Origin of the sequence: Chryseobacterium sp. 3008163 (genome assembly GCF_003669035.1) — a bacterium.
Classification (GTDB): domain Bacteria; phylum Bacteroidota; class Bacteroidia; order Flavobacteriales; family Weeksellaceae; genus Chryseobacterium.
The window spans coordinates 2658276-2671313 of sequence record NZ_CP033070.1 but is presented as its reverse complement, the minus strand read 5'-3'; the positions used below and the strand labels follow the sequence as shown (position 1 = coordinate 2671313).

At 34.4% G+C, this 13038-nt stretch carries 14 protein-coding genes and 1 pseudogene; 4 read left to right on the top strand and 11 right to left on the bottom strand.

The window, feature by feature from the left end; translation table 11 throughout:
- Positions 1–17 precede the first annotated feature (17 nt).
- Complete coding sequence (locus EAG08_RS12175; RefSeq protein ID WP_129535666.1) at positions 18–1013, bottom strand: outer membrane protein assembly factor BamD; 996 nt, start codon at positions 1011–1013, stop codon at positions 18–20.
- Positions 1014–1109: 96 nt separating this feature from the next.
- Positions 1110–1738 (bottom strand): annotated as a pseudogene (locus EAG08_RS12170) (TetR/AcrR family transcriptional regulator).
- 94 nt (positions 1739–1832) lie between these two features.
- Between EAG08_RS12170 and EAG08_RS12165 the strand changes: the two are divergent.
- The 4 genes from EAG08_RS12165 to EAG08_RS12150 all read left to right on the top strand — a co-directional run bounded on the left by EAG08_RS12165 (position 1833) and on the right by EAG08_RS12150 (position 4358).
- Positions 1833–2459: a TatD family hydrolase gene (locus EAG08_RS12165; RefSeq protein ID WP_129535665.1), complete on the top strand. Its 627-nt coding sequence runs from the start codon at positions 1833–1835 to the stop codon at positions 2457–2459.
- On the top strand, positions 2452–3189 hold the full coding sequence (locus tag EAG08_RS12160) for a ThiF family adenylyltransferase (RefSeq protein ID WP_129535664.1): 738 nt from the start codon (positions 2452–2454) through the stop codon (positions 3187–3189). Before EAG08_RS12165 ends, EAG08_RS12160 begins: the two co-directional genes overlap by 8 nt.
- Positions 3176–3550 (top strand): ribonuclease P protein component, encoded by a 375-nt coding sequence (gene rnpA, locus EAG08_RS12155; protein WP_129535663.1) that lies wholly within the window; start codon positions 3176–3178, stop codon positions 3548–3550. The genes EAG08_RS12160 and rnpA overlap by 14 nt, the downstream gene beginning before the upstream one ends.
- 196 nt (positions 3551–3746) lie before the next feature.
- Complete coding sequence (locus tag EAG08_RS12150) at positions 3747–4358, top strand: DUF4126 domain-containing protein (RefSeq protein WP_129535662.1); 612 nt, start codon at positions 3747–3749, stop codon at positions 4356–4358.
- 44 nt (positions 4359–4402) lie between these two features.
- Here the strand turns inward: EAG08_RS12150 and EAG08_RS12145 are convergent, their stop codons facing one another.
- The 9 genes from EAG08_RS12145 to EAG08_RS12105 all read right to left on the bottom strand — a co-directional run bounded on the left by EAG08_RS12145 (position 4403) and on the right by EAG08_RS12105 (position 12978).
- A complete protein-coding gene (locus EAG08_RS12145) occupies positions 4403–6547 on the bottom strand; it encodes a hypothetical protein (RefSeq protein ID WP_129535661.1) in 2145 nt (714 codons plus the stop codon).
- 1 nt (position 6548) lies between these two features.
- The gene (gene lptE, locus EAG08_RS12140; RefSeq protein WP_129535660.1) at positions 6549–7070 is read right to left on the bottom strand and encodes an LPS assembly lipoprotein LptE; all 522 of its coding nucleotides are present in this window, start codon (positions 7068–7070) and stop codon (positions 6549–6551) included.
- Between the two features lie 17 nt (positions 7071–7087).
- Positions 7088–7789, bottom strand: coding sequence for a hypothetical protein (locus EAG08_RS12135; RefSeq protein ID WP_129535659.1), 702 nt, complete (start codon positions 7787–7789; stop codon positions 7088–7090).
- Between the two features lie 26 nt (positions 7790–7815).
- Positions 7816–9099, bottom strand: a complete 1284-nt coding sequence (locus tag EAG08_RS12130) for a sigma-54 interaction domain-containing protein (RefSeq protein ID WP_129535658.1) — start codon at positions 9097–9099, stop codon at positions 7816–7818.
- Between the two features lie 81 nt (positions 9100–9180).
- Positions 9181–9618 carry a hypothetical protein gene (locus EAG08_RS12125; RefSeq protein ID WP_129535657.1) on the bottom strand — a complete coding sequence of 146 codons (438 nt, stop codon included), beginning with the start codon at positions 9616–9618 and terminating at the stop codon, positions 9181–9183.
- 147 nt (positions 9619–9765) lie between these two features.
- Positions 9766–11205 (bottom strand): tRNA (N6-isopentenyl adenosine(37)-C2)-methylthiotransferase MiaB, encoded by a 1440-nt coding sequence (gene miaB, locus EAG08_RS12120; RefSeq protein ID WP_129535656.1) that lies wholly within the window; start codon positions 11203–11205, stop codon positions 9766–9768.
- Positions 11206–11369: 164 nt separating this feature from the next.
- Entirely contained in the window at positions 11370–12095 is a 726-nt protein-coding gene (locus EAG08_RS12115) for a hypothetical protein (protein WP_129535655.1), read from the bottom strand.
- The gene (locus tag EAG08_RS12110) at positions 12088–12489 is read right to left on the bottom strand and encodes an energy transducer TonB (protein WP_129535654.1); all 402 of its coding nucleotides are present in this window, start codon (positions 12487–12489) and stop codon (positions 12088–12090) included. The genes EAG08_RS12115 and EAG08_RS12110 overlap by 8 nt, the downstream gene beginning before the upstream one ends.
- Before the next feature lie 3 nt (positions 12490–12492).
- Complete coding sequence (locus tag EAG08_RS12105) at positions 12493–12978, bottom strand: energy transducer TonB (RefSeq protein WP_129535653.1); 486 nt, start codon at positions 12976–12978, stop codon at positions 12493–12495.
- Positions 12979–13038: the final 60 nt, after the last annotated feature.

The window sequence follows — 13038 nt, the reverse complement described above, 5'->3', positions numbered from 1 at the left end:
GATGGCAAATTTACGAATTATCTTTGGATTCTGAAAGTAGCTGCCGGCGGAGGTGTTTGTAACGCTGCGCTGTCTCTCTGAATTTGCATTGCTTTTTTCTCGTTTGACACTTGATCCTTGATTTGTTGTTCAGTTTTTGTGTCTTGAGCCAATTTATCAGCGATCTTTTTTTGTTTTGCTGTGAATACTGCGATTCTCTCGTCATTCAGTTTCTTTACAACTACAAAATCTTTTTTCTCTTTTTCCAGTTTTTGTCTAAAATCTACTGCCGTTTTAGAATATTCTGTATCCGGAAGCTCTTTTTCTACTTGTTTTGTGAAGGCCAAAGCACTTTCTATACGCTCGTCTTTCAAATCATAAGCTGACCCAATCGCTAAGAAATAACGGGATTTCATCATGTAATCATAGATTTTCGGACGAAGCTTTGTACTTGGGAAATCTTCTAAAACATTTTCGAAAGCGGCACTTGTAGCTTTATAATCAGCCATTTTGAAATACTGTTTAGCATTTTCGTAGGCTTTAAACTCTAATTTGTAAGATAACTCATCAATTAAAGTATTGATGTTTTTTGATCTTTCAGAGTTTGGATAATTGGTCAGGAAATCCTGAAGCTCATTGATTGCCAATTCTGTACTAGTCTGGTCCAAGTTATAATCCATAGACCCGTTATAGTAACATAAAGCAGACATATAAGATGCTTCTTCTTTTCTGTTATCCTGAGGAAAACTTACTGCAAAGTTTTTAAACTGGTGACCTGCCAATTTGTAGTTTTTATCGTAATAATTTGCATACGCAGAATTGAAAACCACATTCGGAGCATCATCTGTACCTGCAACAAGATTAGGAAGTCTGTCGTAAAGTGCTAAAGCATTTTTCCACTTCTTTTTAGCGAAATTTTCATTAGCAGCTTTTAGGATAAAAGTTTTATCCGCACTTTTCATCGCTTTATCTTGCTGACTTGTGCACGCCGAAATGACAGCTATGGCAAAAATACCTAAAATATATTTCTTCATATAAAATTCAACAGTTTTCGGTTTTACCGACCTATTAATTTGCAAAAATATAACTTTTTTGCTAAAAGATTTTTTTTATGATTATTTAACGCAAAATTAGTCGGCTGCGTATCCCAAAACTGCAAAAACATTCATCAAAAGATTCATTCGTACTTTTTTTTCAGCTTCTTTGGTGTAAGTTTCGTCATCTTTATGAGGAACGTAAAGTTCATAGAAGTTTTTATTTCGAATCACAAAAAGTGTAGATCCTATAATGGTTGTCAAAATATCTTCAGGTTTTGGAGTAAACGTAAAAACTCCTGAAGTCACCCCTTTTTGATAACATCATCCAGTTTTTTTACAAATAACTGATAAAAATCGAGAAGTTCGTCTTTCAGGTTTTCAGTATGGCGCAATTCCTGAGTCACAAAACCGTGGAAATAATTGTATTTAAAAAGCTGTGCAACGATGTACTTGATCATTTCTTTCAGCTGCATTTCCGGTTTTCCATCTTTGATGGTGTCGGCAAATTCAGAAAAATTCTCTCTCGTTTTCAACACACGGTATTGATAAAGATAAGACATCATCTTTTCTTTTGAACCAAAATAATATGAAATCATCGCCACATTGATGTTAGCTTTCGAAGAAATATCTCGTACCGAAGTTCCTTCATAACCCTTTCTTGCAATCAACTCTTCGGCAATATCTAAGATATGAATCTGCTTGTCTGTGAATTTTTTCCCCATGTGTCGTTTTTAGTAAAGTTAAGAATTTTTTAACATATTAATAAACGAACGTTTAATAATTTTTGCTCAACTTTTATTTATTGTATTTTTGAATATGGATTTTTTTGATTTTCATCATCACAAGAAAAATTTAACACACGGAATTTACAATTTAGACATTGAAAAAACTCCACCGGATTTTTATTATTCTGCAGGAATTCATCCGCAAGACATTCAGTCTGAAAATATTGACAATCAATTTATTTGGTTACAATCTGTCATTACAGAAAATTGTTTTGCAATCGGAGAATGTGGCTTGGACGGATTGGTTTCTGTAGACATGAAAATTCAGGAAGACGTTTTTTTAAGACAGATTCAGTTGGCTAATGAAGTTAAAAAACCTTTAATCATTCACTGTGTACGGAAATTTTACGAAGTTATTTCGTACAGAAAAAAATCTGAACAAGCGATGATCATTCATGGTTTTAATAAAAAACAGAGCGTTGCAGATGATCTTCTGAAGAATAATTTTTATCTGAGTTTTGGGAAAGCTGTTTTGTATCATCTATCTTTGCAGGATACTTTGAAAACTGTTCCTTTAGATAAACTCTTTTTAGAAACTGATAATGATAATTTTGACATCAAAGAATTATATCAAAAAGTTTCAGAAATAAAGAAAATTTCGATAGAACAACTTCAACAACAGATTGTAGAAAATTTAGATACGATAAAAAATGGATAAGTTTTGGCTGGAAAGAACAGAGCTTCTGATCAAAGAAGAAGGCATTAATATATTGAATAATGCGACTGTTCTCGTAGTAGGTTTAGGTGGCGTAGGATCTTTTGCTGCCGAGTTTCTGGCAAGAGCCGGGATTGGAAAAATGACTATCGTAGACGGCGACACTGTAGATATTACCAACATTAACAGACAACTTCCTGCACTTCATTCAACTGTAGGAAAACATAAAGTGGAAGTGGTTGCAGAAAGATTGATGGACATTAATCCACAACTTGAATTGACAAAGATCAACGAGTTTCTGAATCCGGAAAGAATGGCTGAAGTTTTAGATAGAGAAAAATTCGATTATATTTTAGACTGTATTGACAGTATTACCCCAAAAGTGAGCTTAATCATTGCAGCTAAAAGACGAAAAATTAAAATCGTAAGTTCAATGGGAGCTGGCGGGAAATCTGACCCTTCAAAAGTGTTGGTGAGAGACATCCACAAAACTGCTGAATGTCATCTTGCAAAACAAGTGCGAAAAAGACTGAAGAAAGAAAAGATAGACAAAGGCATCAGATGTGTTTTCTCAAGCGAAATTCAGGATGAAGACAGCCTGAAAATGACCGACGGAAGCAATTATAAAAGATCTTTTTACGGAACCATCAGTTTTATCCCTGCAATTTTCGGGTTGTATGCGGCTGCGGAAGTCATCAATCATTTAGTGAAAAAGACGGATGGAGAACTTTAAATATCCGAAAGCGGAAAAACTCAAAAAAAAGGATGAAATCACTTTGCTTTTCGAAAAAGGCAAATGGAAAAACAGTGGAAATCTGAGAATTATTATTCTGAAAAACCATCCTGATCTTTTGACTGAAAATGTTAAACTGGGTGTTTCCGTTTCTAAGAGATATTTTAAAAAAGCTGTTCACAGAAACCGTATTAAAAGACTTTTACGAGAATGCTATCGCCTCAATAAAGATTTATTTAAAGAATATTTCGGCGAAAAAACTACGGCGATGCTGTTTTGGGTTTCTGCTGAAATGCCTGAAAAGTTTCAGGATGTTGAGGCGCAGTTTATTAAATTGTGCCAGTCACAGAAGAAAGCTTAAGCATGATTTCCCACGGATCGCACAGATTTTCACAGATTTTTTTGTGCTAAAAGCTGAAACTATTTTATTTTTATCTCGCAGGTTGAGCTGATTAAGCAGATTTTCATTTCTATTACACTGAAATATTTACAAAAATAAATTCCGATTGACATTTTATATTTTTTTGTAGCTTTAAGCAAACAATTGAAGAATAAAAATGTTAGATCAAGTTCCCTATTTACCTTATGTCCTGAGTGCTTTTATCGGTATCGGTTTGGCGGCAGCTTCAGGTTTCAGAGTTTTCTTACCGATGTTTGCGGTAAGTTTAGCTTCCTATTTCCATTGGATTCCTATGAGCGAAAGCTTTGAATGGCTCTCCTCTTTACCTGCATTAATCACCACAGGAATTGCAATGATTGCTGAAATTTTAGCGTATTATATTCCTTTTGTGGATCATTTACTCGATACGATTTCAATACCGATGGCAACGGTGGCGGGTTCCATATTATTTGCAAGCCAGTTTACCGAGCTGGGGACGTTTCCGCAGTGGGCTTTGGCATTGATTGCTGGTGGCGGAACGGCTGCAACAATCAGCACAGGTTTTGCAGGAATTCGGGCAGCATCTACCGCAGCGACGGGCGGACTAGGAAATTCAGTTGTGGGAACTACCGAAACTGCCGGTGCAGGAATTATGGCTATTTTAGCAATGGCAGCACCTTTTATAGCAGCGATTTTCACTGTCATTACTTTGATTCTCGTTATATTTTTTGGGCGAAAAGCCTGGCGAAAATTGAAAAGTAAAAAAGACTTGAGTTCTACAAATACATAAAAAGCAAAACGGCAGAAATTCACTTCTGCCGTTTTTTATTCAATTTAATTTTTACTTCTGCTATCTTTTATTTCCTGAATTTTTTCTTCAAAATATTCTTTTCTGTCCGGAAACTTATTCGACAAAATCAAGAAGGCATTGACCGCTTTTGAGTACAGTTTTTGTTCGATATACAAATTCGCTAAAGTCTCGGTCATCAGGTGGGAAATATCGTCTGTTTTTTCTTTTACAACGAAATTAACCTCATCTTTTAACTGACTGATTTTCGGATTATTTTCGATGAATGACTCAATGACTTTATTTTTGATCTCGGTTTTGTCTACTGGCGTTTCTTCAGCACGGTCGATTTTCAACCAGCTTTGCCATGTATTGATAAATCCGGGAACATTGCTGTCGTCAATTTTCTGCTGAGCAATTTTATCTTCCAATTCTTTAGCGTTTGCCTTTTCTTTTTGATCAGATTTATAAGACTGCCCTAAACTTGCAATTCCAGATCCAAAGAACGAAACGTTCATTACCGGAGCGTCATTATTTTGCTCTTCCTGAGTTTCTTCGTTTTCAATTTCTTTCGAAACATTTGAGGCTTCAGTAGATTCAACAACTACAGATTGAACTTCAACCGGAATTTCTTTTTGAATTTCTACTATAGGTTCGAGTTTTGGAGCTTCTTCAGCTTTTTGAACTTCTTCTTTTGGTTGAGAGACCTCAATAGACTTATTCGATACAGAATCTGGGCGGCCGGTTTCAAAAGTCATAGGTTTCCATGTAGAAATGGCTTCTGTTTCTAAAACCTCTTCTGTAGTTTCAATATGATCCTGAGATGTTTCTTCTTCTAATTTCTCTTCAACGATTGACTCAGCAGCTTTCACCACCACTTCTTCAGCAACTTTTTGCTCTTCGCCTACATGAAATGCCTGAGTTTCTGCAAAACTGATATCGTGGCTGATTTCCTCTTCTTCAATTTGCGCTTTTTCCGGAGCATTTTCTTTATTTGTTTTCATCCTTTTCTCCACTTCTTCTATCAAACGGCGCATTTCGTCTTCATGCTTGTTGATATTTGATTTTGGAGTTACAGACTGTAAATTCTCAGAAGTTTTATTAGATTCGATTTTAACTTCCGGAAGGAAAGAATCTGTTGCGTGGAAGCTTAATTCAGCCGCATCATTTATTTTTTCTGCAACTTGTTCAGATTCTATTTTTTCTTCTTCAATAATTAATTCAGGATTTAAAACTTCTGTAATTTCTTCAGATTTATTTAAATCAGATTCAACATTTTCTTGAGTTAAAAGTTCCTTTTCCGTTGGGAAAGATTCAACTTTCTGGAAACTTACTTCGCTTTCATCATTGACCTTTTCAGTAACTTTTTCGGAATCGATTTTATCTTGGTTAATAATAACTTCTGACTTTGGAGCTTCTACAACTTCTTCGTTTTTATTTAAATCAGATTCAGATACAATTTCTTCTAAATTTAATTGAGCATTGTCGGTGATTTCTTCGACCTGAGTGTCCGGAATTGGAGTTTCATCAATAACAGCTTCAGAAGAAATTCCTGCTAATTCTTCAGCAACAATTGCATCTTTTTTGGCAGATTCATCTAAATTATTTTGGCTAGAAACTGTTTTATGAGTTACAATTACTCCCGATTCTAAAGTTGATTCAAGGTCAATTGTTTCATTATTATCTTCATCCAGAAAGTTTTCTTCACCATCAAACAAAATTCTGTTGCGTTCACCGTTTACAACTAAATGTTTTATTTCTGGTTGATCTGCAAGTAATCCTTCAGAAGCAGCTTCGTAATCATGATCCGCAAAACTTTTAGGAGCTTTTCTCACCGAAACGTCTTCTTCCGGAATTGTATTTTCTACTGCAATTTCGGTTTCTACAACTGGAGTTTCAATTGTTTTTTCCGGAGTTATTTCCTGCTTTTCTATAATGATTTCCGGCTTAATCTTTTGGATTTTACCATTAATCAGCTGATACAGTATTTTTTTATCTGTAGTGTATGCAGCCGTTGCAGAGAGTGCTTTCTGATAATTTTCTTTGTCATACAAATGAACACCGTACAAATGCAGCGCTCTGATGTTTTGAATATAGGGGAAAGAATTAATTTCCTCTTTCAAAAGATGGAGATCTTCTGACTGAATATTTTTCGGATTTTTTAATAATTCTAAAACTCTAGTATTTATCATCTTACCAATTCGCTACGATGTCGTTAAATATTTTATTGATAATTCTGTCTGTCGCAATTTTCACCTGAGAGGTTTCTATAGCATTTAGAGACAAGCTGCTGTTGAAAACGGCTTCATCAGAATAGGTTCTGTCAAAACTTGCCTCGGGACGCACTTTATTTTCATAATGCACTTTTACAGTAATGGTCAACTTATTTTGTGAATCCTGAATAACTCCTGCTGCCGTATTTTGCGTGGTAGAACTGATTGTGGTGGGTGTAATCGTGTAATCTGTGATTTCACCTTCAATTAAAATATCCGGATTTTGCTTTGTTCCTTTAAGAGTCGTTCTCTGTAAAAACCTGTTCTGAATATCTGTTGAAAACTGCTGAGACAAAGTAGGATTTACCAAAGGTGAATTGTTTGGAAATTCATTGATCTGCACTGTTTTTTCATCTTTCAATGACGAACCGCTGAATGTGTAGCATGAATTTAAAAATCCGACACAAATTATTAAAAGAAAAAGGTTTCTAAACTGACTCATTGTAACTTTTTTAAATCTTAATATTTTTCCTGGATTCCAATTTCTGAAATCTCATCACGCTCAATCTGACTCATTGCATCTTCATAAGCAAAATAGTTGGCAACATACATGAAAGGCATAGTAGCTAACAAACCAATACCACAAGCGATAATGCCTATCTGAGAAAGTATTCCTACCACTAGTGAGAACAAGAATATTGACAGTAAATTATCTTTGGTCATGATTTTTGAAGTATTCCAAGCAGATTTGATATCTGTCACATCTTTGAAAGAAATCAATGCCGGAATGTAAAATCCTTTCAATACAAAATATAAAATTGCCGCATAAATAATCAGCATATAAGGAATCATAATAAGTGAAAGCACCGGAGACGGATCATCGCCCTGAGTGTAAGCTATAGCCGGCATTAGAAAAATGAACGGAATATATAATAATAAAATTCCTCCGATCAATATTAGCTGTACAATAAAGTAAGGCATAAATTTATCGAAATTAAAAATATCACTCGGACTTGCCTGCTGACCTCTGTTTACTTTTCTCAGATACTGATAGAAATTTCCGGCTCCCAACATTCCGCAGAAAGGAATAATCCCCATTACAAGGCAGCATAAAAATGCTACAAAAATATTTCCGAAATCTTTTTTCAAAAGTTCAAAACCTTTGCTCAGGTATTCTCCTAATTTAAAATTGATTGGTTTTGCGGTAAAGTTTACGTTCATAATTTTTTGATTTAATGTTTATTGATTTAGTCTTCTAAGTTGTATTGTTTTATTTTTCTGTATAAAGTCCTCTGCGAAATACCAAGCTCATCTGCTGCTCTGTTTCTCCTTCCGTTATGTTTTTCTAACGCTTTGATAATCAAATCTTTTTCATTGTTCTGAAGTGATAAAGATTCGGGTCTGTTTTCCTCCACTTCAATGTCTTCAAAATCTTCGTAATGATCTTCAGAATTTGATATAATCGTCGGAGTTTGAACATTTTGGTTATTATTATTTTCAAAGAATAACAAAGAATTCGGACTTGCATTTTGCTGTGGCTCAGGCGTATAAATTCTATTGATCAAATTCTTTTCCTGATTGCTTAAGTCTGATGTACCTCTGTTTTTTATCAATTCCGAAGTTAAGGATTTTAAATCATTAATATCATTTCTCATATCAAAGAGAATCTTATACATGATTTCTCTTTCGTTTCCAAAATCGGACTGTTTTTGCGTATTGGGATGATTTACCACCATTGGCAAATGAGAATCCATAGGAATATATTCTGTCAATTTTGCTACAGTTACACTCCTATCGGTTTCTACAACCGTCATTTGCTCTACCAAATTTCTCAGTTGTCGCACATTTCCCGGAAAAGTATAATTTTCGATATAATGAACAGCGCTAGCTTCGAGCTGCAATTCCGGCATTCTGTATTTTTCCGCAAAATCGATCGCAAATTTTCTGAAAAGCAAGTGAATATCACCTTTTCTTTCTCTCAAAGCAGGCATATCAATCTGCACCGTATTCAAACGATAAAACAAATCTTCACGGAATCTGTTATCCTGAATCGCCTTCATCATATTGACATTGGTTGCCGCAACGATTCTCACATTGGTTTTCTGAACCTGCGAAGAACCTACTTTCATAAATTCACCACTTTCTAAAACTCTCAACAAACGAACCTGAGTTTGCAAAGGCAATTCACCAACCTCATCCAAGAAGATTGTTCCGCCATCTGCGACTTCAAAATACCCTTTTCTGGTAGCCGTTGCTCCTGTGAATGCACCTTTCTCGTGTCCGAAAAGCTCGGAATCAATCGTTCCTTCAGGAATTGCGCCACAGTTGACAACGATGTACGGCTGATGTTTTCTTTTTGATTCTGAATGAATAATTTTCGGGATAAATTCTTTACCCACACCACTTTCCCCAATAACCAAAACGGAAATATCGGTAGGTGCAACTTGTATAGATTTTTCGAGAGCACGGTTGAGAGCCGGAAAATTTCCGATGATACCAAAACGTGCTTTTATAGATTGTAAGTCTGCCATTTTCTTGATTTAAATATTAAAAAAAATTAAAGATTTTTGAAATAATGAGAACCGTTTTTAAGATACCTCATGATTGATATTTTAATTCTTATTTTTTAAATCTAAATCATCTTTATTTCTAATTTTTGCAACTTTACTTTTAAAATAAATGTTTTCAGCAAAATCATTTTGCTTACTTTGTTTTTCGAAGTTTTTCAGGATTTTGTAATGCTTTTCTTTTACAGAAAAATCAGCTCCTGACTTTTTATGATAAGAATTGTTCTGTTGCTTTTCTAAAATATAATTTCCGAAAAGATCGACTGCGTTCCGCTTATGGTTTATTGTAAAATTACGAGTCGATTTCTCTTTTAAACAAAACTCTTTTGAGGTCTCAAATCCACAATTTAAAAACTGACTGTAGATTTCGTAGAACTGCTTACAGTCAATATTTTTTATAGATCCATTGTTGGTATGTGCCGAAATATTACTGCAGACTATTACCAATAATACACTCAGGCAATATTTATGTAGTTTTTCCATTGTCTGAGTTTAAAATATTAATAAAATTGTAAAAAGGTCAGACAATGTCTGTCTTTTTTGATTAACAACAACTTTATTTCTCACATTTTCCAATAATGCAGAAATATTTTTTAAAAGTTGTTTTTTCGTTAAATCTTTAGACATATTTTACTTTGTAACCGTTTCCCCTAAAAGTGTGCCCTGCGTATTATTAAATACAAAAACATCCACAATGTCACCCAGTTTCTGACCTTCCAACATATCAAAAACGCAAACTGCATTTTGAGAGTTTCTGCCTTTCCATTGGTTTTTGTTTTTCTTTGAGATTCCTTCAATCAAAACGCTGTGAACTCTACCAACATAACCTTCCATTCTTTTTCTAGACAATTCACCTTGCAAAGCAATTACTTCTGCCAAACGTCTTTGTTTAACATCAGCCGGAATATTGTCCTCCATTTTTTTGTGAGCTGGCGTTCCCGGTCTTTCAGAGTAAGAGAACATATAACCGTAGTCAAATTCTACCTCTCTCATCAGACTTAAGGTATCTTGGTGATCTTCTTCAGTTTCGCCACAGAAACCTATGATCATATCCTGAGAAAACGAAATATCCGGAACGATTTCTTTCGCTTTTCTTATTAATTCTAAATATTCTTCACGGGTATGTTGTCTGTTCATGGCTTCCAATATTTTGTTGCTTCCACTCTGAACCGGCAAATGACAATAGTTACAGATATTATCATGTTTTGCCATCGTTCTGAACACATCAAGACTCATATCCTGAGGATTGGATGTCGAGAATCTGATTCTCATCTGAGGGACAGCTTTAGCAACCGAATCGAGAAGTTTTGAGAAATCAACTGCAGTAGCTTTCTGCATTTCTGATGCTTTGGCAAAATCTTTTTTTGGGCCGCCTCCGTACCATAGGTATGAATCTACATTTTGTCCAAGAAGCGTAATTTCTTTATAGCCGCTTTCCCAAAGACTTTTACATTCTTCTAAAATAGAATGCGGATCACGGCTTCTTTCTCTACCTCTCGTAAAAGGAACTACACAAAATGTACACATGTTGTCGCACCCACGGGTAATCGTCACAAAAGCTGTCACGCCATTCCCTCCCAAACGCACAGGATTAATGCCTGCGTAGGTTTCTTCTTTGGATAAAATTACGTTAATGGCATCTCTTCCGTCTTCTGTTTCTTTTAAAAGATTGGGTAAATCTCTATAAGCATCTGGACCAACTACCAAATCAACCAATTGTTCTTCCTCTAAAAATTTAGTTTTAAGCCTCTCAGCCATACAACCCAAAACACCAACTGTCATATTGGGTCTTTCTTTTTTAAGATTTTTGAACTGTGCAAGACGCATTCTTACAGTCTGCTCAGCTTTTTCACGAATGGAACATGTATTTAATAAAATCAAATCTGCTTCCTCAACTTTTAGTGTGGTGTTGTAACCCTGATCATTCAAAATAGAAGCTACGATTTCAGAATCAGAGAAGTTCATCTGACAGCCATAACTTTCTAAAAAAAGTTTTTTAGAATTACCTGTTTTCTCTGCAATTGCAAATGCCTCTCCCTGCTTTGTTTCGTCTATATATTTTTCTTGCACTATAGTCTGTTTAAGGCTTAAAATTTAAAGCTAACTGCTCAATAAAAATTTGAACCAAAAAAACATTAAATTTTAAACTTGTTGAATTTGCAAAGATACAAAATATTGTGACAGAATGTCAGAAAAGCAATTATAGTTTAAATAGACGATTTAGAAAAATTCAATTAATTCGCATTAAATCTAATTGGCATTCTAAAAACCTGTTTTATTGCCACTCCCTTGTAGTAGCCTGGTTTCCAATATGACTTTTTTGTATTAGAAGCGCATTTTACAACCATCTCGTTGAATTTTTCTAAATTTGATTGATTCTCTATGTAAAAGAATCCTGCATCTCCACTAGTATCAACATCAAAATTTAATACGAAAGAATAATCTGCATTTGAACGATAACCGTTTGCGTCAAAACATTTCGCAAAATTTTCTCTGAATTTCATAATATCGCTTTCTTTATCTTTGTAGATGTAAATCGGTTTTGAGAAATCTTCTTCATCCGGCTTATTATTCAATAACAAATCATCCGAAAAAAGTACACAAAACATTGCCGGTGTTTTTTTTCCATTTATTTCGGCAGGCTTCCAATTATTAGTCTGTCTTATTACTTCCAGCACTTTACTTTTCAAGCACTTATTATTTTCAACAGCATTTGTATCATCATCAGCGATATATTTCACTTTATTGTCCGGATACACAATAAATCTCATAAATAATGCTTCTGTTTTTTCGCAGGGCTTTATGTTATTTTTTACAACAACCTGCTGAATATCTTCGAAAAGACCTTTTCGCCCACCTTCATAAAAATCCTGACCCTTCGGATAATTGTATAAAACCTGTGCATTTATCTGAAGAACAGAAGTTACAGTACTTAATAAAAATAATATTTTTTTAATCATGATCAAAATGGTCTGAGGTAAAATTGATTTTAATAACTTTTTTTGAAACAACAGGAACTCCTTCCTTCATTGCGGGTTTCCATTTTTGCTTTACTCTTTTGATTGCAAACTGCATATCTTCAATGAACATTTCGCTGTTTTTCACTTTTGGCAAAACATCTAGATTACCTATTTTCCCGTTGGAATTTATATCAAAAATAAAAACAAACTGCCCATTTACAGCATATTTTCCCAAGTCGATGTAGGCATGAATCATTTTCAGGTATTCTTGGGAAAAAGCAGAATCTCCACCTGGAAATTCTGCATTAGCCGATATTCTGTTTTCGTTTTGCGTTTCCTGAGCGAACGTCATAAAACCAACAAACAGGAAAAAAAGTAAAATATATTTTTTCATAAATTAAAAATCCGCTGATACCGAAGAAAAGTTCATTTTAAGTTTCATTTCAGATTTTACAGGTTGATTGTTGCAGGTTGCGGGGATCCAGTTTTTCTTGATTCTTCTTACAACATACTGCATATCATCAAAGAAAACTTCGCTATTTACAACTTTTGGCGAGCCTTCCACATCAGTGACTTTCCCGGTAGCATCAATGGTCAGTGTAAATGTGAACTCTCCTGTCAAAGTATAATAATCTGAATTCAAATAAGTAAACATATATTTTTTCAAAAGTTCTTTATAAGAAGTAATACCCCCTTCAAAACCTGCAGTTTTAAAATCTTTACAGTCTTTTAATGACACCTGTAGAAATGGTTCCTTGATATCAATTTTTAAAAGGTTTTTATTATTTTCTATAATGAAAGAATCATCTCTCTGCTCCAGATCATCTTGTGCAAAAGAAATATTAAAAGCAAAAATGGTTAATAATAAAATTAAATTTTTCATGGCTTTCATTTTTAAATTCTTAAAACAAAGATAAAACTTAGATAATTTATAAAAAGAAAA

Coding starts and splice junctions, on each gene's coding strand:
- EAG08_RS12150 (WP_129535662.1), top strand. CDS start 3,747: ATGTTAGATCAAGTTCCCTATTTACCTTATGTCCTGAGTGCTTTTATC.
- EAG08_RS12130 (WP_129535658.1), bottom strand. CDS start 9,099: ATGGCAGACTTACAATCTATAAAAGCACGTTTTGGTATCATCGGAAAT.
- lptE (WP_129535660.1), bottom strand. CDS start 7,070: ATGAGTCAGTTTAGAAACCTTTTTCTTTTAATAATTTGTGTCGGATTT.
- rnpA (WP_129535663.1), top strand. CDS start 3,176: ATGGAGAACTTTAAATATCCGAAAGCGGAAAAACTCAAAAAAAAGGAT.
- EAG08_RS12145 (WP_129535661.1), bottom strand. CDS start 6,547: ATGATAAATACTAGAGTTTTAGAATTATTAAAAAATCCGAAAAATATT.
- EAG08_RS12135 (WP_129535659.1), bottom strand. CDS start 7,789: ATGAACGTAAACTTTACCGCAAAACCAATCAATTTTAAATTAGGAGAA.
- EAG08_RS12165 (WP_129535665.1), top strand. CDS start 1,833: ATGGATTTTTTTGATTTTCATCATCACAAGAAAAATTTAACACACGGA.
- EAG08_RS12160 (WP_129535664.1), top strand. CDS start 2,452: ATGGATAAGTTTTGGCTGGAAAGAACAGAGCTTCTGATCAAAGAAGAA.
- EAG08_RS12175 (WP_129535666.1), bottom strand. CDS start 1,013: ATGAAGAAATATATTTTAGGTATTTTTGCCATAGCTGTCATTTCGGCG.
- EAG08_RS12125 (WP_129535657.1), bottom strand. CDS start 9,618: ATGGAAAAACTACATAAATATTGCCTGAGTGTATTATTGGTAATAGTC.
- EAG08_RS12110 (WP_129535654.1), bottom strand. CDS start 12,489: ATGAAAAAATATATTTTACTTTTTTTCCTGTTTGTTGGTTTTATGACG.
- EAG08_RS12105 (WP_129535653.1), bottom strand. CDS start 12,978: ATGAAAAATTTAATTTTATTATTAACCATTTTTGCTTTTAATATTTCT.
- EAG08_RS12115 (WP_129535655.1), bottom strand. CDS start 12,095: ATGATTAAAAAAATATTATTTTTATTAAGTACTGTAACTTCTGTTCTT.